The 18216-nt window shown below is 71.5% G+C and carries 16 protein-coding genes and 1 pseudogene; 15 read left to right on the forward strand and 2 right to left on the reverse strand.

The genetic code is table 11. The features are described 5' to 3' along the window. Nucleotides 1–70 precede the first annotated feature (70 nt). Nucleotides 71–706, forward strand: coding sequence for an MBL fold metallo-hydrolase (locus tag JX575_RS02820; RefSeq protein ID WP_186340165.1), 636 nt, complete (start codon nt 71–73; stop codon nt 704–706). Between the two features lie 19 nt (nt 707–725). On the opposite strand, the gene JX575_RS02825 is transcribed toward JX575_RS02820, so the two are convergent. Beyond that, nucleotides 726–1973 carry an isochorismate synthase gene (locus tag JX575_RS02825; RefSeq protein WP_186340166.1) on the reverse strand — a complete coding sequence of 416 codons (1248 nt, stop codon included), beginning with the start codon at nt 1971–1973 and terminating at the stop codon, nt 726–728. 119 nt (nt 1974–2092) lie between these two features. On the opposite strand from JX575_RS02825, the gene JX575_RS02830 reads away from it, so the two are divergent. Next, on the forward strand, nt 2093–3280 hold the full coding sequence (locus JX575_RS02830) for an AMP-binding protein (RefSeq protein WP_186340167.1): 1188 nt from the start codon (nt 2093–2095) through the stop codon (nt 3278–3280). 36 nt (nt 3281–3316) lie between these two features. Here JX575_RS02830 and JX575_RS02835 read toward each other — a convergent pair whose 3' ends face one another. Continuing rightward, entirely contained in the window at nt 3317–4360 is a 1044-nt protein-coding gene (locus tag JX575_RS02835; RefSeq protein ID WP_222129351.1) for a L,D-transpeptidase family protein, read from the reverse strand. 114 nt (nt 4361–4474) lie between these two features. Here JX575_RS02835 and JX575_RS02840 point away from each other — a divergent pair, with 114 nt between their 5' ends. The 13 genes and pseudogenes from JX575_RS02840 to nuoL all read left to right on the forward strand — a co-directional run bounded on the left by JX575_RS02840 (nt 4475) and on the right by nuoL (nt 18203). Then, nucleotides 4475–5164: a demethylmenaquinone methyltransferase gene (locus JX575_RS02840; RefSeq protein ID WP_186340168.1), complete on the forward strand. Its 690-nt coding sequence runs from the start codon at nt 4475–4477 to the stop codon at nt 5162–5164. A 178-nt stretch (nt 5165–5342) separates the two neighbouring features. Further along, nucleotides 5343–5702, forward strand: a complete 360-nt coding sequence (locus JX575_RS02845; RefSeq protein WP_186340169.1) for an NADH-quinone oxidoreductase subunit A — start codon at nt 5343–5345, stop codon at nt 5700–5702. 1 nt (nt 5703) lies between these two features. After that, on the forward strand, nt 5704–6258 hold the full coding sequence (locus tag JX575_RS02850; protein ID WP_186340170.1) for an NADH-quinone oxidoreductase subunit B: 555 nt from the start codon (nt 5704–5706) through the stop codon (nt 6256–6258). After that, nucleotides 6255–7106, forward strand: coding sequence for an NADH-quinone oxidoreductase subunit C (locus JX575_RS02855; RefSeq protein WP_186340171.1), 852 nt, complete (start codon nt 6255–6257; stop codon nt 7104–7106). Before JX575_RS02850 ends, JX575_RS02855 begins: the two co-directional genes overlap by 4 nt. Then, entirely contained in the window at nt 7106–8446 is a 1341-nt protein-coding gene (locus JX575_RS02860; protein ID WP_186340172.1) for an NADH-quinone oxidoreductase subunit D, read from the forward strand. Before JX575_RS02855 ends, JX575_RS02860 begins: the two co-directional genes overlap by 1 nt. Further along, nucleotides 8443–9120 (forward strand): NADH-quinone oxidoreductase subunit NuoE, encoded by a 678-nt coding sequence (nuoE, locus tag JX575_RS02865; protein WP_186340173.1) that lies wholly within the window; start codon nt 8443–8445, stop codon nt 9118–9120. Before JX575_RS02860 ends, nuoE begins: the two co-directional genes overlap by 4 nt. After that, nucleotides 9117–10427, forward strand: a complete 1311-nt coding sequence (gene nuoF, locus JX575_RS02870) for an NADH-quinone oxidoreductase subunit NuoF (protein WP_186340174.1) — start codon at nt 9117–9119, stop codon at nt 10425–10427. Before nuoE ends, nuoF begins: the two co-directional genes overlap by 4 nt. Beyond that, the gene (locus tag JX575_RS02875) at nt 10424–12874 is read left to right on the forward strand and encodes an NADH-quinone oxidoreductase subunit G (RefSeq protein ID WP_186340175.1); all 2451 of its coding nucleotides are present in this window, start codon (nt 10424–10426) and stop codon (nt 12872–12874) included. The genes nuoF and JX575_RS02875 overlap by 4 nt, the downstream gene beginning before the upstream one ends. Continuing rightward, nucleotides 12871–14205 carry an NADH-quinone oxidoreductase subunit NuoH gene (gene nuoH, locus JX575_RS02880; RefSeq protein ID WP_186340176.1) on the forward strand — a complete coding sequence of 445 codons (1335 nt, stop codon included), beginning with the start codon at nt 12871–12873 and terminating at the stop codon, nt 14203–14205. Before JX575_RS02875 ends, nuoH begins: the two co-directional genes overlap by 4 nt. Continuing rightward, on the forward strand, nt 14198–14755 hold the full coding sequence (gene nuoI / locus JX575_RS02885; protein WP_206054495.1) for an NADH-quinone oxidoreductase subunit NuoI: 558 nt from the start codon (nt 14198–14200) through the stop codon (nt 14753–14755). The genes nuoH and nuoI overlap by 8 nt, the downstream gene beginning before the upstream one ends. 268 nt (nt 14756–15023) lie before the next feature. After that, nucleotides 15024–15911, forward strand: a pseudogene (locus JX575_RS02890) (NADH-quinone oxidoreductase subunit J); the annotation flags it as partial. Next, a complete protein-coding gene (nuoK, locus tag JX575_RS02895) occupies nt 15908–16201 on the forward strand; it encodes an NADH-quinone oxidoreductase subunit NuoK (protein ID WP_129456153.1) in 294 nt (97 codons plus the stop codon). The pseudogene JX575_RS02890 and the gene nuoK, both read left to right, overlap by 4 nt. Before the next feature lie 52 nt (nt 16202–16253). After that, entirely contained in the window at nt 16254–18203 is a 1950-nt protein-coding gene (nuoL, locus tag JX575_RS02900; RefSeq protein ID WP_186340424.1) for an NADH-quinone oxidoreductase subunit L, read from the forward strand. Nucleotides 18204–18216 lie beyond the last annotated feature (13 nt).

Genomic DNA, 18216 nt, shown 5'->3' on the forward strand with positions numbered 1-18216 from the left:
GCCCCACCCTAACCTCGTGACCAGTCAGTACGGCGATTCGCCGTGCCGTCCGCGGACGTAGGGTCGGCCCATGAGGATCACGAAGTTCGGTCACGCCTGCGTGCGGGTGCAGGGCGACGGCGGCGTCGTTGTCATCGATCCGGGGGTGTTCACCGACCCGGAGGCGCTCGTGGGCGCGGACGCCGTGCTGATCACCCACGAGCACGCCGACCACGTGCACCCCGACCACCTCCGCGGGATCGACGTGCCCGTCTGGACGATCGCCGCCGTGGAGCGGGCGCTGCGCGAGCAGGCGCCCGAGGTCGCCGAGCGGGTGACGGTCGTGCGGCCCGGCGACCGCCTCGAGGTCGCCGGCACGGCGGTGGAGGTCGTGGGCGAGAAGCACGCGGTCATCCACCCCGACTACGACCGCTTCGACAACTCCGGCTACGTCCTGGAGTCCGGCGGGTCGAGCGTCTACCACCCGGGCGACGCGCTCACCCCGCCGGGCCGGGCCGTCGACGTGCTGCTCGCCCCGGTGAGCGCGCCGTGGCTCAAGCTGAGCGAGGCCGTCGACTTCGTGCGGGAGGTCGGCGCGCCGACCTCGCTGGCCATCCACGACCGCATCTACAGCGACATCGGCCTCGACTTCGTCGCCACGCACATGGGCAACCTGCTGCCCGACTCGCAGGCCTACGTGCGCCGCGAGCCGGGCCAGGACCTCTGACCGGAGCAGTCCCGAGCGCTCAGCCGGCGCCGAGCGCGTCGCGCACCGGCACGAACTTCGCCTGCGACTCGGCCAGCTCGGCCTCGGGGTCGGAGCTCGCCACGATGCCGCAGCCGGCGAAGAGCCGCACGCCGCCCTCGACCACCATCGCCGAGCGCAGCGCGATGCCCCACTCGCCGTCGCCGGAGGCGTCCATCCAGCCGACCGGGCCGGCGTAGCGGTCGCGCGGCATCCCCTCGATCTCGGTGATCAGGCGCGTCGCCACCGCGGTCGGGGTGCCGCCCACGGCCGCCGACGGGTGCAGCGACTCGGCGAGCTGGAGCGACGTGGCGGCGTCGTGGACGACGCCGTTGACGTCGGTGGCCAGGTGCATCACGTTGGGCAGGTGGAGCACGAACGGCGCCTCCGGCACGTTCATCGACGAGCAGTGCGGCTCGAGGGCGTCGGCCACCGAGCGCACGGCGTACTCGTGCTCCTCGAGGTCCTTCGACGACCGGGCCAAGGTGGCGGCCAGGGCGAGGTCGCGCTCGTCGTCGCCGGTGCGGCGGATCGTGCCGGCCAGCACCCGGGAGGTCACCAGGCCGCGCTCGCGCCGCACCAGCATCTCGGGGGTCGCGCCGAACAGGCCGTCGACGTGGAAGGTCCAGCACATCTCGTACTGCGCGGCGAGGCGGTGGAGCGGCCAGCGGACGTCGACCGGCTCGTCGGTGGTGGCGATCAGGTCGCGCGCCAGGACAACCTTCTCCAGGTCGCCGTCGGTGATGCGCCGCACCGCGTCGGCCACGACCGACATCCACTCCTCGCCGTTGCGGGCGCCGTCGGAGAACACCAGTCCGACCGGCGGCTCGGGGGCGGGTGCCGGGGCCAGGTCGGGCGCCTCCACGGAGACGGTGGTGAGCCAGGTGCGGTCGCCGCGACGGCCGACGACGACCTGCGGGATCACCAGCACGGAGTCGCCCGGCTCGTCGGCGAACGCGAAGGCGCCGAAGCACACCAGCCCGGTGCCCGGCTCGGCGACGCGGTCGTCGACGTCGGCGCGCGCCACGGTCTCGGCCCACCACTTGACCGCGTCGCTGAAGCGGGTCGGCCCCGAGGTCTCCAGGCGGGCGGCGACGCCCCAACCGACCAGGCCCTCGCCGCGGCGCAGCCAGCTGACCGGCTCGTCGCGCGGCAGCAGGTCGAGGAGGGGGAGGTCGGCCAGGTCCACGGGGACGGTGCGCACGACGAGCGGCGCAGCAGGTCCGGGGCCGGACGCGGGGGTCGTCACGAGGGGGGAGCCTACGCCGCGGCACGGAGGACGAGGACGACAGATCGGCCAAACGGCGAACAGGAGAGGCGTGGGTCACCTACGTTGCCCCGGTAGCCGTCTCACCTAGGAGCCCGCAGGTGCCTGCCCACGAATCTCCTCTCGCACGGTTGGAGCGCCACGCGCGCAACCGCGCGCTGGAGGTCGCCGTCGCCGAGCTGCGAGACGGCGCGTGGACCTCGCTGACCTGGAACGAGCTCTACCGGCGGGCCATCGACGGCGCCGCCGGCATGATCGAGGCCGGCGTCGACCCCGGCCAGGTGGTCGTGATCCGCGTGCCGACGGGCATCCGCCAGCTCGAGATCGAGCTCGCCACCCGCGTGGCCGGGGCCGTGCCGCTGCTCCTGCCCGAGCGCCTGGACCCCGAGGGCGTGCGCCACCTCCTCGACGGCGTCCAGGTCCGTCTGGTCGTGGTCGACGACGAGCGGCGGCTGGCCCTGCTGCGCCGCGCCACGCTCGACGGGGCCCAGCTCTTCGAGTGCGACGAACCCTCGTGGGAGCGGCTGCGCGCCATGGGGCTCGAGCGGCGCAAGCGCCAGCCCGACCTGCTGGGGTGGGTGGCGGGCGCCCGCGCCGACAGCTCCTCCGCACCCGTGCTCGGCCTGCCCCGGGACAAGGGCCTGCCCTGGCTGTTCCGGCCCGAGGCCTCCGGCGCGCTCTCGGACCTGACCGCCGCCGACGTCGTGCTGCTCGTCGGCGAGGCGACCGACCGCTTCACCGCGGTCGCGCGCGACGCCCACCTGACGGCGGGGTGCACCCTCGCGTGGGTCGAGTCGGCCGCCGACCTCGAGGGCGCCCTCGCCCACGTCTCGCCGACCCACCTGCTGCTCGACCACGTCACCGCCCGGGCGCTGGAGGGCCTGCTGGAGGCCGCGTCGGTCGACGGGTCGCCCTGGCACGCGACGCCGCGCGAGGTGCTCGACGCCGTGTCCGCCCAGGTGGCCGAGGCGCGCCTGGGCTCGCGGGACAGGAGGCTCGCGGCGGAGGCGTCCGCGCTCGCGCCCTGGTGGGGCGGCCGGCTGCGCGTGCTGGTCATGGACGCCCGGGTCAACCGGACGGTCAGCGCGCTGGCGCGGACGTCGGGCTTCCGGATCGGTCGCGTCGCGCACCACCCCTCGGTCCGGCTCGACCTGTCGCGCGAGCCCGCCGTGGTCGCGGCGCCCGCGGCGCCCGCCGTGGAGGCCGCCTCGACGGCCCTGCCCCGGCGCGGCCGCGCGGGCGCGGCCATCGACCCGGCGTTCTCGCTGACCGGGCCCCCCGGCCCCTGACCCCGGCCCTGACCCAGGCCCTGACCGCGGTCCGGCTCAGGAGCGGTAGACGATGACCTTGTCGCCGATCCGGACATGGTCGAACAGCCACGCCACCGCGGCGCGGTCGCGCACGTTGACGCACCCGTGGGAGGCGCCGTTGTAGCCGTTGGCCGCGAAGTCGGGGGAGTAGTGGACGGCCTGGCCGCCGGAGAAGAACATCGCGAACGGCATGGGGGTGTGGTAGAGGCTGGAGACGTGGTCGCGCGACTTGCGGAACACCGCGAACGCCCCCTCGCGCGTGGGCAGCTCGTCGGAGCCGAAGCGCACCTCGACGCTCTTGAGGACCACCCCGTCGACGACCCAGCGCAGCGACCGCGACGTCTTGTCGACGCACATCGCGCGGCCCGAGAGGCAGCGCGGATCTAGGGCCGGGCCGGTGGGCACGATGTTGAAGAGCTCGGCCCGCGTCGGCGGCCGGGTCATCGCGGTCAGCCGGGAGAGGGTGCGGCGGTCGACCTGTCCGGTCACCGGGATCCGGCGCTTGGCCTGGAACCCCTCGACCGCCTCGACGGTGGTGCGGCCGTAGCGGCCGGTCACCGGGCCGTCGTACCAGCGCAGCTGCTTGAGCCGGGCCTGCACCTGGCGCACCCGGAGGCCGGTGTCGCCGCGCTGGAGCAGCGGCGGCCCGGGCGTGTAGACGTTGTGCAGCGCCTCGGTGGTCGGCTCGGTCGTGCGGGCCACGATCGCGCGCCAGGTGCGCTCGTCGACCACCCCGTCGTCCCGCCAGTCGCGGCGGCGCTGGAAGGTCGCGACCCCGTCGCGCGTCTCGCGGTCGAAGCGGCTGGTCACGACCTCGGAGTGCAGGTCGAGCTGGTGCAGGCGGCTCTGCAGCACGCGCACGCGCCACCCGCGGTCACCGAGCCGCATCGGGGTGAACGCGCGCGCCGGAGAGGTGGACGCGGAGGTGGACGAGGAGGTGGACGCGGACGTGGAGCCGGGCTCCGCCGCGGACGCCGCGGTGGACGCGCCGACGGCGGAGAGACCGCTCAGCGCGCACAGCAGCGCCAGGGCGAGCGCGAACGAGCGACGGCGTGACATGTGGATCCTCCCCCGGAGCCGATGACCCCCTCGATCATCGACACTCACGATCATAGGGAGGTGCCCCGACACCCCCACCTCGCCTCCCGGGGCCGGGACGCCTACGCTCGCCGCGTGGCCCGCGCTGACCTGGACAAGCAACCGACCGACGTACGTCGCATGTTCGACACCGTGGCCAAGCGCTACGACCTCACCAACGACCTGATGACGGCGGGGATCCAGCGGTCCTGGCGCCGGTCGATGGTGGCGGCCGTGGCGCCGCAGCGCGGCGACCTGGTGCTCGACCTGGCGGCCGGCACCGGCTGCTCGAGCGAGCCGTTCGGGGCCCACGGGGCCACCGCGGTGCCGTGCGACTTCTCCGTCGGCATGCTGCAGCAGGGCAAGAAGGACCGGCCCACCCTCCCGTTCGTCGCCGGCGACGGCACGCGGCTGCCGTTCCTGGACGACACCTTCGACGCGGTGACGATCTCCTACGGCCTGCGCAACTTCGTCGACCCGGTCGCGGGACTGAAGGAGATGCTGCGGGTCACCCGGCCCGGCGGGCGACTCGTGGTGTGCGAGTTCAGCACCCCGACCAACGCGGCCTTCCGGGCCGCCTACCTCGACGGCTTCATGCGGGCCCTGCCGCGCATCGCGGCGCTCACCGCGAGCGCGTCCGACGCCTATGTCTACCTCGCCGAGTCGATCCTCGCCTGGCCCGACCAGGAGGGGCTCGCGGCGATGCTCGCCGAGGCCGGGTGGCAGCGTCCGGAGTGGCGCAACCTCACCGGTGGCATCGTCGCGCTGCACCGCGCAACCGCCTGAGAATTAGGGCACGGCCCCGTCACCTAAATCCGCAGGTCAGGCGCGGGTTCGGAGGTGCGACCCCGGGGTGACGCATCCGGCGCACGAGTCCTAGACTGTGGGGCGCGCCACTCGTGAAGCCGTTCACAAGGTCACGTGCCCCAGATGGGCGTGGTGCTGGTCCACCGGAAGGGAAGCGATGGAGCTCTACACGCCGATCCTGGCGCTGGCACTCATCGCGGCGGGCTTCGCGGTCTTCTCCGTGATCATGAGCGCCGTCGTGGGTCCCAAGCGATACAACCGGGCCAAGCTCGACTCCTACGAGTGCGGCATCGAACCGACGCCGCAGCCCGTGGGTGGCGGCAGGATCCCGGTCAAGTACTTCATCACCGCGATGCTCTTCATCGTCTTCGACATCGAGATCATCTTCCTCTACCCGTGGGCCGTCCACTTCGACCAGATGGCCCTCTTCGGCCTCGTCGAGATGGTCCTCTTCATCGGCACTGTGTTCGTGGCCTACGCCTACGTGTGGCGCCGCGGCGGACTGGATTGGGACTGACATGGGACTCGAGGAGAAGCTGCCGAGCGGCGTCCTGCTCACCACCGTCGAGGGCGTCGCGGGCTACATGCGCAAGGCGTCGTTCTGGCCGGCCACCTTCGGCCTGGCCTGCTGCGCCATCGAGATGATGACCACCGGCGGCCCCAAGTACGACCTCGCCCGCTTCGGCATGGAGGTCTTCCGGGCCAGCCCGCGCCAGGCCGACCTGATGATCGTCGCCGGCCGGGTGAGCCAGAAGATGGCACCCGTCCTGCGCCAGATCTACGACCAGATGCCCGAGCCCAAGTGGGTGCTCGCGATGGGCGTGTGCGCCTCGTCCGGCGGCATGTTCAACAACTACGCGATCGTGCAGGGCGTCGACCACGTGGTCCCCGTCGACATGTACCTGCCCGGGTGCCCGCCGCGCCCGGAGATGCTGATCGACGCGATCCTCAAGCTGCACGACCAGGTCCAGCACACCAAGCTCGGCGCCAACCGCCGCGAGGAGGTCGCCGCACTCGAGACCGACGCCCTGCGCGCGCTGCCGACCTCGGAGATGAAGGGGCTGCTGCGATGACCGAGAAGCCCGACGAGAAGGCCGCCGGCAAGGCCGCCGACGAGTCCGACGACAAGACCGACTCCAACGAGGCGGCGCGTCCGGCCGAGGAGCGCAACCTCGAGAACGCCAAGGCCCAGACCGGCACCGGCACCGGCGTCGAGCAGCGCGCGCCCGAGCAGTCGCCGGAGAACGTGCCGGCGCCGACGGGTGAGATGCACGCGGTCGGCGTGCGCCACGGCATGTTCGGTGTCACCGGCACCGGCGACACGTCCGGCTACGGCGGCCTGGTCAAGGCGATCCGCTTCCCCGAGGCGTCCCCGAGGCCCTACGGCGGCTGGTTCGACGAGGTGGCCGACGCGCTCGAGGAGCGCCTCGAGGCCGCCGGGCTCACCTCGGCCATCGAGAGCGTCGTGGTGCACCGCGGCGAGATCACCTTCCACGTCCGGCGCGAGGACCTGCCCTTCGTGGCGCAGATGCTCCGCGACGACGAGGCTCTCCGCTTCGAGTTCTGCTCCGGCGTCAGCGGGGTCCACTACCCCGACGACACGGGGCGCGAGCTCCACGCGGTCTACCACCTGACGTCGATGACCCACAACCGGCTGATCCGGGTCGAGGTCACGGCGCCCGACAGCGACCCGCACGTGCCGAGCCTGGTGAGCATCTACCCGACGCTCGACTGGCACGAGCGCGAGACCTACGACATGTTCGGGATGATCTTCGACGGTCACCCCGCTCTGACCCGGGTGCTCATGCCGGACGACTGGCCGGGCCACCCGCAGCGCAAGGACTACCCCCTCGGCGGCATCCCCGTCGAGTACAAGGGCGGGTCCATCCCTCCGCCCGACCAGCGCAGGAGCTACAACTGATGGCTACCGACAACGACCTCTACGCCACCCCGGGCGAGACCAGCCAGGGCCGCGTCTTCACCGTCACCGGCCAGGACTGGGACTCGATCACCCAGAGCATCAGCGAGTCCGCCGACGAGCGGGTCGTGGTCAACATGGGTCCGCAGCACCCCTCGACCCACGGCGTGCTCCGGCTCATCCTCGAGCTCGAGGGGGAGACGGTCACCGAGGCCCGGTGCGGCATCGGCTACCTCCACACCGGCATCGAGAAGAACATGGAGTACCGCTCCTGGGTGCAGGGCGTCACCTACTGCACCCGCATGGACTACCTCTCCCCGTTCTACAACGAGGCGACCTACGTCCTGGGCGTGGAGCGGCTGCTCGACATCGAGGACCAGATCCCGGAGAAGGCGCAGGTCATGCGCGTGCTCCTGATGGAGCTCAACCGGCTCTCCTCCCACCTCGTCGCGATCGCCACCGGCGGCATGGAGCTGGGCGCGCTGACGGTCATGACCATCGGCTTCCGCGAGCGCGAGCTGGTGCTCGACCTGTTCGAGCTGATCACCGGCCTGCGGATGAACCACGCGTTCATCCGCCCCGGCGGCGTCGCGCAGGACCTGCCGCCCGGTGCGCTCGACGAGATCCGCGACTTCATCGCGCTGATGAGGAAGCGGCTGCCCGAGTACGCCGCGCTGTGCAACGCCAACCCGATCTTCAAGGGCCGCCTGGAGGGTGTCGGGCACCTCGACCTCGCCGGCTGCCTGGCGCTGGGGCTCACCGGCCCGGTGCTGCGCTCGACCGGCTACGCCTGGGACCTCCGCAAGACCCAGCCCTACTGCGGCTACGAGGACTACGACTTCGAGGTCCAGACCTGGGACACCGCCGACTCCTACGGCCGCTTCCGCATCCGGCTCAACGAGATGTGGGAGTCGCTCAAGATCGTCGAGCAGTGCGCCGACCGCCTCGCCGGTCTCGAGGGCGCGCCCGTGATGGTGGGCGACAAGAAGATCGCGTGGCCCAGCCAGCTCGCCATCGGCAGCGACGGCATGGGCAACAGCCTCGACCACATCCGCCACATCATGGGCGAGTCGATGGAGGCCCTGATCCACCACTTCAAGCTGGTCACCGAGGGCTTCCGGGTCCCGGCCGGACAGGCCTACGTCCCGATCGAGTCGCCCCGGGGCGAGCTGGGCGCCCACGTCGTCTCCGACGGCGGCACGCGGCCCTTCCGCGCCCACTTCCGCGACCCGTCGTTCACCAACCTGCAGGCGACGAGCGTGATGAGCGAGGGCGGCATGGTCGCCGACGTCATCGTCGCCATCGCCTCCATCGACCCCGTGATGGGAGGAGTCGACCGATGAGCGCCGACCACAGCCTCGAGCGCCCTGGCCTCGACGAGAAGACCTGGGCCGAGCTGCGCGAGATCGCGGACCGCTACCCCGAGAAGCGCTCGGGCCTGCTGCCGATGCTGCACCTCGTGCAGTCGGTCGAGGGCCGGGTCACGCCCGAGGGCATCGAGGCCTGCGCCGAGGTGCTCGGCATCAGCGCCGCCGAGGTCAACGGCGTGGCGACCTTCTACACGATGTACAAGCGCAAGCCGGTCGGCGACTACCACGTCGGCGTGTGCACCAACACGCTGTGCGCGGTGATGGGCGGCGACCTGATCTTCGAGCGGCTCAAGGAGCACCTCGACGTCGGCAACGACGAGACCACCGAGGACGGCAAGATCACCCTCGAGCACGTCGAGTGCAACGCCGCGTGCGACTACGCCCCGGTGATGATGGTCAACTGGGAGTTCATGGACAACCAGACGCCGGAGTCGGCCGTGGAGGTCGTCGACGACCTGCGTGCCGGCAAGGAGGTCCGCTCCACCCGCGGCCCGCGCCTGTGCACGTGGCGCGAGGCCGAGCGGGTGCTCGCCGGCTTCCCCGACGACCGCGCCGACGAGGGGCCGGCCGCCGGCCCCGCCTCGCTGGCCGGGCTCGCGATCGCCCGTGAGAAGGGCTGGACGGCTCCGGAGGGAGAGAGCAAGTGACGGACACACTGACCCCCGTCCTCACCGCCAACTGGGACGCCGAGCGCGCCTGGACCCTGGCGTCCTACGAGGAGCACGGCGGCTACGCGGCCGTCGACAAGGCGTTCGCGATGTCGCCCGACGACGTGATCAACGCCGTCAAGGAGTCCGGCCTCCGCGGTCGCGGCGGCGCCGGCTTCCCGACCGGCATGAAGTGGGGCTTCATCCCGCAGGACAACCCCCGGCCCAAGTACCTCGTCGTCAACGCCGACGAGTCCGAGCCGGGCACCTGCAAGGACATCCCGCTCATGATGGCCAGCCCCCACACGCTGGTCGAGGGCGTCATCATCAGCTCCTACGCGATCCGCGCCCACACCGCGTTCATCTACGTGCGCGGTGAGGTCCTCCACGTCATCCGCCGCCTCCAGCGCGCGGTGCAGGAGGCCTACCTGGCCGGCCACCTCGGCAAGAACATCCACGGCTCGGGCTACGACCTCGACCTCATCGTGCACGCCGGTGCCGGCGCCTACATCTGCGGCGAGGAGACGGCGCTGCTCGAGGGCCTCGAGGGCCGCCGCGGCCAGCCGCGGCTGCGCCCGCCGTTCCCGGCCGTCGCCGGCCTCTACGCCAGCCCGACGGTGATCAACAACGTCGAGTCGATCGCCTCCGTGCCGAGCATCATCGCCAACGGGGCCGCGTGGTTCGCCGGGATGGGCACCGAGAAGTCCAACGGCTTCGGCATCTTCAGCCTCTCGGGCCACGTCACCAACCCGGGCCAGTACGAGGCGCCGCTCGGCATCACCCTGCGCGAGCTGATCGACCTGGCCGGCGGCATGCGCGAGGGCCACGAGCTCAAGTTCTGGACGCCCGGCGGCTCCAGCACCCCGCTGCTGACCCCCGAGCACCTCGACGTGCCGCTCGACTTCGAGGCCGTCGGCGCCGCCGGCTCCATGCTGGGCACCCGCGCCCTGCAGCTCTTCGACGAGACCACCTGCGTGGTGCGCGCGGTGCTGCGGTGGACCGAGTTCTACAAGCACGAGTCGTGCGGCAAGTGCACCCCGTGCCGCGAGGGCACGTGGTGGCTGACCCAGACGATGGCCAGGCTGGAGAACGGGCAGGGCAGCGAGGACGACCTCGACCTGCTCCTCGACCAGTGCGACAACATCCTCGGCCGCGCGTTCTGCGCCCTCGGTGACGGTGCCACGAGCCCCATCTCGAGCTCGATCCAGCACTTCCGCGACGAGTACCTCGCGCACCTGACCCACGGCGGCTGCCCGTTCGACCCGGCCGCCTCGACCGCCTTCGCACCGGTGGGAGCACCCGCATGAGCACGACCGACAAGGCGCCGGAGAAGATCGACACCGACCTGGTCACCCTGACCATCGACGGCGTCCAGGTCAGCGTCCCCAAGGACACGCTCGTCATCCGCGCCGCCGAGCAGGTCGGCGTGCAGATCCCGCGCTTCTGCGACCACCCGCTGCTCGACCCGGTCGGCGCGTGCCGCCAGTGCCTGGTCGACATCCCCGACGCCGGCAACGGCCGGGGATTCCCCAAGCCGCAGGCCTCGTGCACGCTTCCGGTGGCCGACGGCATGGTCGTCAACACCCAGGCGACCAGCGAGGTGGCCGACAAGGCGCAGCAGGGGATCATGGAGTTCCTGCTGATCAACCACCCGCTCGACTGCCCGGTGTGCGACAAGGGCGGCGAGTGCCCTCTGCAGAACCAGGCGATGAGCAACGGCCGCGGTGAGAGCCGGTTCTCCGAGCACGGTGGGATCAAGCGCACGTTCCCCAAGCCGATCAACATCTCCGCCCAGGTGCTGCTCGACCGCGAGCGCTGCGTGCTGTGCGCGCGCTGCACCCGCTTCTCCGAGCAGATCGCCGGCGACCCGTTCATCGCCCTCGCCGAGCGCGGTGCGCTCCAGCAGGTCGCGATCTACGAGCGCGAGCCCTTCGAGAGCTACTTCTCCGGCAACGCGATCCAGATCTGCCCGGTCGGCGCGCTCACCTCGGCCGACTACCGCTTCCGCTCGCGCCCGTTCGACCTGGTCTCCGTGCCCGGCGTCGCCGAGCACGACGCCTGCGGCTCCGCGATCCGCATCGACCACCGCCGCGGCAAGGTGATGCGCCGCCTGGCCGGCAACGACCCCGAGGTCAACGAGGAGTGGATCAGCGACAAGGACCGGTTCGCCTTCCGCTACACCCAGCTCCCCGACCGGATCACCTACCCGCAGGTCCGCGACAACGGTGAGCTGCGTCCGGCCTCGTGGCCCGAGGCGTTCGCCGTCGCCGCGCGCGGCCTGCGTGACGCCGGCGCCGCCGCCGTGCTCACCGGTGGCCGGCTGACCGCCGAGGACGCCTACGCCTACGCGAAGTTCGCGCGGGTCTCGCTCGGCACCAACGACATCGACTTCCGGGCCCGCCCGCACAGCGCCGAGGAGGCCGCCTTCCTGGCCTCCCACGTCGCGCTGGCCGGTGACGTCACCTACGCCGACCTCGAGGCCGCACCCGTCGTGGTGCTGCTCGGCCTCGAGCCCGAGGACGAGGCCGCGGCCATCTTCCTGCGGCTGCGCAAGGCGGCCAAGCGCGGGCGTACGCAGGTCGTGTCCGTCGCGCCCTACACCTCGCGCGGCCTCGCCAAGATGAACGGCCGGCTCGTGCCGGCCGCGCCCGGCACCGAGGCCGAGGTGATCGGCTCGCTCAAGGACGCCGAGCACGGCATCACCAACGACGCCGTGATCCTCGTCGGCGAGCGGCTCGCCCAGACCCACGGCGCCCTCGCCGCCGCCGCCGAGCTCGCCGCCGGCACCGGCGCGCGGATCGCCTGGGTGCCGCGCCGTGCCGGAGACCGCGGAGCGGTCGAGGCGGGCGCCCTGCCCCACCTGCTGCCCGGCGGTCGTCCCGTCGCCGAGGCGTCCGCCCGCGTCGACGTGGGTGCCGCCTGGGGCGTGGACGCGCTGCCCGCCAAGGCCGGACGCGACGGCAACGCGATCGTGGCGGCCCTGGCCAAGGGTGAGCTCGGCGGCCTCGTCGTCGCGGGCGTCGACCCCGACGACACGGCCGACCCGGCCGCGTTCCGCGCCGCCCTCGACGCGGCCGGCTTCGTGGTCAGCCTCGAGCTCCGCGAGACCGACGTGACCCGCGTCGCCGACGTCGTCCTGCCGGTGGCACCGGTCACCGACAAGGCCGGCACCTTCGTGACGTGGGACGGCCGGGCCCGCGCCTTCGACGCGGTCTTCGCCAACCCCGCCTCCCTCCCCGACCTGCGCGTCCTGTCCGGCATCGCCGACGAGCTCGCCGCGCTCGGCCAGGGTCGCCCGCTCGGCTTCCGCACGGTGGGCGAGGTGCGCGAGGAGATGCAGTCCCTCGGTCCGTGGGACGGCGCCCGCCCGGCGCTGGAGGCCGGCAAGGCCCCGCGTCCGGCCAAGCCGGTCCGCAAGGGCGAGACCGCGTTCGCGCTCGCGACCTGGAAGCAGCTCATCGACCTCGGCTCGCTGCAGGACGGCGAGGAGCACCTGCGCGCCACCGCCCGCAGGCCCGTGGCCCGCGTGAGCCGTGCGTCCTACGAGTCGGTGCTCGGCATGCTCGAGGCCCAGCCCGGCGGCGAGCAGCTCGTCACCGTCACCGGCGACCGGGGCAGCGTGACGCTGCCCGTCGAGGTCGCCGACCTGCCCGACGGCGTGGTCTGGGTCCCGGCCCGGTCCTTCGGCCGCGGCGTCCTCGCCGAGCTCGCCTCGCCCGGCAGCCCGGTCACCCTGAAGGGAGCCTCACGATGACGATGCTCGCTCCGCTGGCGGCGGACCTCCCGGACCCCGGCCTGGCCGCCTTCGGCCAGGACCCGTGGTGGGTGATCGCGCTCAAGGCCGTGCTCATCTTCCTGGTCCTGGTGCTGCTGACCCTGTTCAACATCTGGTTCGAGCGCCGGGTCGTGGCCCGGATGCAGCACCGCCCCGGGCCCAACGTCAACGGTCCCTTCGGCCTCCTGCAGTCGCTGGCCGACGGCGTCAAGCTCGCGCTCAAGGAGGACATCGTCCCCAAGGCGGCCGACAAGGTCGTCTTCCTGGTGGCGCCGATCATCGCGGTCGTGCCCGCCTTCGTGACCTGGGCGGTGATCCCGCTCGGGCCCGAGGTCAACTTCTTCGGCCACCGGACCCCGCTGCAGCTCACCGACATGCCCGTGGCGGTGCTCTTCATGCTCGCCATCGCCTCGATCGGCATCTACGGCATCGTCCTCGGCGGCTGGTCGTCCGGCTCGACCTACTCCCTGCTCGGCGGTCTGCGCTCGAGCGCGCAGATGATCTCCTACGAGGTCGCGATGGGCCTCGCGCTCGTGGCGGTGTTCCTCTACGCCGGGTCGATGTCGACCTCGGAGATCGTCGCCGCACAGGACCGGCTCTGGTTCGGCCTGATCCTGCTGCCGTCCTTCGTCATCTACGTCATCTCGATGGTCGGCGAGACCAACCGCGCGCCCTTCGACCTCCCTGAGGCCGAGGGCGAGCTGGTCGGCGGCTTCCACACCGAGTACTCCAGCCTCAAGTTCGCGCTGTTCTTCCTGGCCGAGTACATCAACCTCGCGACCGTGTCGGCCATCGCCACCACGCTCTTCCTCGGCGGCTGGGCCGCGCCGTGGGGCATCGAGCACGTGTGGGAGGGCGCCAACAGCGGCTACTGGCCCCTGCTGTGGTTCTTCGGCAAGGTCTTCTGCTTCATCTTCCTGTTCGTGTGGCTGCGCGGCTCGCTGCCCCGCATGCGCTACGACCAGTTCATGGCGCTGGGCTGGAAGGTGCTCATCCCGGTCTCGCTGGCCTGGATCGTGGCCGTCGCGACCATCCGCGTCATCTCGCTCGAGGGCAACATCAACCGCACCTACCTCGTGGCCGCGATCGCCGTGCTGCTGGTCCTCACCGTCGGGCTGATGTTCGTCGGGGACAAGACGTCCGAGGACGAGCCCGTCGAGGCGCGCGAGGAGCCGCACGACGCGTTCGCCGGCGGGTTCCCCGTGCCGCCGATGCCGACCGGCGGTGCCGTCCGCGGCGGCGCCCAGCCCCTCACGTTCGCCCAGAGCCGCACCACCGTCACCGCCGCAGCGGAGGAGAACCATGAGTGAGTCGTCTCAGTCCGGGCAGGGCTCCAAGGGGATCAAGGAGAGTCTCTGGGACCCGATCGCCGGGTTCGGCGTCACCTTCCGAACGATGTTCAAGAAGGTCGTCACCGAGCAGTACCCGTTCGAGAAGGTGCCGACCGCTCCGCGCTTCCACGGCCGGCACCAGCTCAACCGCTGGCCCGACGGGCTGGAGAAGTGCATCGGATGCGAGCTGTGCGCCTGGGCCTGTCCTGCCGACGCGATCTACGTCGAGGGCGCGTCCAACGTCGACCTGCCCGACGGCTCCGGTCGCTTCAGCCCCGGTGAGCGCTACGGCCGCGTCTACCAGATCAACTACCTGCGCTGCATCCTGTGCGGGCTCTGCATCGAGGCGTGCCCGACCCGCGCGCTGACCATGACCAACGAGTACGAGCTCGCCGACGACAACCGGGCCGACCTCATCTACGAGAAGTCCGACCTGCTGGCCCCGCTCCTGCCGGGCATGGAGGAGCCGCCGCACGCGATGCGCCTCGGCGACGACGAGGGCGACTACTACCGGGGGGCGACCCGATGAACCGCCCCACGCAGTTCTCGTCCTCCTCCGCTTCGCTCCTCCGTCCGACAACTCCGAGGGGACCCCGATGAACCACCCCACGAAGTTCTCGTCCTCCTCCGCTTCGCTCCTCCGTCCGACAACTCCGAGGGGACCCCGATGAACCACCCCACGGAGTTCTCGTCCTCCTCCGCTTCGCTCCTCCGTCCGACAACTCCGAGGGGACCCCGATGAACCACCCCACGGAGTTCTCGTCCTCCTCCGCTCCGCTCCTCCGTCCGACAACTCCGAGGGGACCCCGATGACCTTCTGGATCCTCGCCCCGATCATGGTCGCGGCCGCGCTGGGCATCCTGTTCGTCCGCAAGGCCGTGCACGCCGCGCTGCTGCTCGCCGTGGTGATGATCAGCCTGGCGTTCCTCTACGCCGTGCTCGACGCGCCGTTCCTCTTCGCGGTGCAGATCATCGTCTACACCGGCGCGATCTTGATGCTCTTCCTGTTCGTGATGATGCTCATCGGCGTCGACGCCACGGACTCCGTCGTGGAGACCATCCGCGGCCAGCGCGCGATGGCGATCGTGCTGGGCCTGATGTTCGGGATCGTGCTGGTCCTGGGCCTCAGCCAGGTCACCCTCGGCACGGTCGTCGGCCTCGACGAGGCCAACGCCGGGGGCAACGTGCCCGCGATCGCCAACATCCTGTTCTCCCGCTACGTCTTCGCCTTCGAGGCGACCAGCGCGCTGCTGATCACCGCAGCCCTCGGCGCGATGGTGCTCGCCCACCGCGAGCGCCTCACGCCCAGGGCGACGCAGGCCGACCTCGCCGCCCAGCGGCTGCGTGACTACGCCGAGCACGGCAAGCACCCCGGTCCGCTCCCCGCGCCCGGCGTCTACGCTCGCCACAACGCGGTCGACACCCCCGCGCTGCTGCCCGACGGCACGCCGGCCGAGTCGTCGGTCTCGCGCGTGCTCGTCGCCCGCGGCACGGTCCGCTCGGCCCCGGCGTTCGCCGACGACATCGTCGACGTGCGCCGCCAGATCGGCGACCCGAGCGCGATGCCGGAGACCTCGGGCAAGGCCGGCTCGCCCGCCACCACCGAGGAGGACGTCGTCAAGCACGCCGACAGCCACGCCGCCGGTGACCCCGTCGTCGGCACGGACAAGGACACGGACCAGTGACCCAGTACATCGTCCTCTCGGCGATCCTGTTCACCATCGGCTGCGTGGGCGTCCTGACGCGCCGCAACGCCATCGTGGTGTTCATGTGCGTCGAGCTGATGCTCAACGCCTGCAACCTGGCGTTCGTGGCCTTCGCCCGCCAGCACGGCAACCTCGACGGGCAGATCACCGCCTTCTTCGTGATGGTCGTGGCCGCTGCCGAGGTCGTGATCGGGCTCGCGATCATCATGACCATCTTCCGCACCCGACGCTCGGCCTCGGTCGACGACGCCAGCCTGCTGAAGTACTGAGGGAGCACTCGTGAACCTGTTGTCCCACTCGGTCCTCGCCGCAGGGCTGCCGATGGCCGAGGGCGCCAGCGCGCCGATCGTCGCGCCCGACACCGGTGCCGGTGGCGTCTTCGACCTGCTGTGGCTGGTCATCGCGCTGCCGCTGCTCGGCGCGGTCCTGCTGCTCGGCGTCGCGCCGTTCCTGCCCGCCTCGCTCAAGGCGGCCGTCGACAAGCACGGCCACCTCCTCGGCACCGCGACGACCGCGCTGTCGTTCGTGGTCAGCCTCGTGCTCTTCATCGCGCTGCTCGGGCGCGAGGACGACGCCCGCCAGATGGGCCAGCACCTCTGGACGTGGTTCGAGACCGGCTCGCTGACGGTCGGCATGGACCTGCTCTACGACCCGCTGTCCGCGCTGTTCCTGCTGCTCATCACCGGCGTCGGCTCGCTGATCCACGTCTACGCCATCGGCTACATGGAGCACGACCCGCGCCGCCGCCGCTTCTTCGGCTACCTCAACCTGTTCGTCGCCGCGATGCTCACGCTGGTCCTCTCGGCCAACTTCGTGGGCCTGTTCCTGGGCTGGGAGGGCGTCGGCCTGGCGTCCTACCTGCTCATCGGCTTCTGGCAGCACAAGCCGTCGGCGGCGGCCGCGGCCAAGAAGGCCTTCGTCATCAACCGCGTGGGCGACATCGGGCTGTCGCTGGCGATCGCGCTGATGTTCGCCACCTTCGGCACCACCGACTTCGGCGCCGTCAGCGAGCTGGCCGGCGAGGCCGGCCAGGGCACGCTCAACGCCCTGGGCCTGCTGCTCCTGCTCGCCGCGTGCGGCAAGTCCGCCCAGGTGCCGCTGCAGGCGTGGCTGCTCGACGCGATGGAGGGCCCGACCCCGGTCTCGGCCCTGATCCACGCCGCGACCATGGTCACCGCCGGCGTCTACCTCGTGGTGCGGTCCAACTTCATCTACGACCTCACGCCCGTCGCCCAGACCGCTGTGGTCATCGTCGCCACCGTCACGCTCCTGTGGGGCGCGATCCTCGGCTGCGCCAAGGACGACATCAAGAAGGCGCTCGCCGGCTCCACGATGAGCCAGATCGGCTACATGATGCTCGCCGCAGGCCTCGGCCCGGTGGGCTACCCGTTCGCGATCTTCCACCTGCTCACGCACGGGTTCTTCAAGGCCAACATGTTCCTCGGCGCGGGCTCGGTCATGCACGGCATGAACGACGACGTCGACATGCGCCACTACGGCGCGCTCAACAAGGCGATGCCGATCACCTTCGTGACCTTTGCGATGGGCTACCTCGCGATCATCGGGTTCCCCGGCTTCTCCGGCTTCTGGTCCAAGGACAAGATCATCGAGTCGGCCCTGGCCGACAACCTGCTGATCGGTCTCCTGGCGCTGCTCGGCGCCGGCATCACCGCCTTCTACATGACGCGCCTGATGCTGATGACCTTCTTCACCAGCAAGCGCTGGGCGCCCGACGTGCACCCGCACGAGTCGCCCAAGGTGATGACGGTGCCGCTCATCGTGCTGGCCGCGCTCTCGGTCCTCGGCGGCGTCCTGCTGCTCGGCGACTGGATCGTCACGTGGCTCGAGCCCGTCACCGGGCACGCCGAGCACCACGAGCCCCCGCTGCCGGCCATCGTGATCACGCTGATCATCACCGCCGTCGTCGCGCTGGGCGTGGCCGCGGCCTGGTTCCTGGTGGGCAAGCGGGAGGTCCCGCGCGAGGCGCCGCGGGACGTGTCGTTCGCGACGCGGGCGGCCCGGGCCGACCTCTACGGCGACGCCATCAACGACGCCGTCGTCGTGCGTCCCGCTGCCGAGCTCGTCGGCGGCCTGACGACGTTCGACCGGGTCGGCGTCGACGGGGTCATCGAGGGCGGCTCGGCGGCAGTCGGCGGCCTGTCCAGGACGCTGCGCCGCGTCCAGAACGGGTTCGTCCGCTCCTACGCCCTCTCGGTCCTCGGCGGTGCGCTCCTCCTCGTCCTCGCCCTCCTGGTGGTGAACCTCGGATGAGCACCCTCCAGAG

It is taken from the genome of Nocardioides sp. zg-1228 (assembly GCF_017086465.1).
GTDB lineage: Bacteria > Actinomycetota > Actinomycetes > Propionibacteriales > Nocardioidaceae > Nocardioides.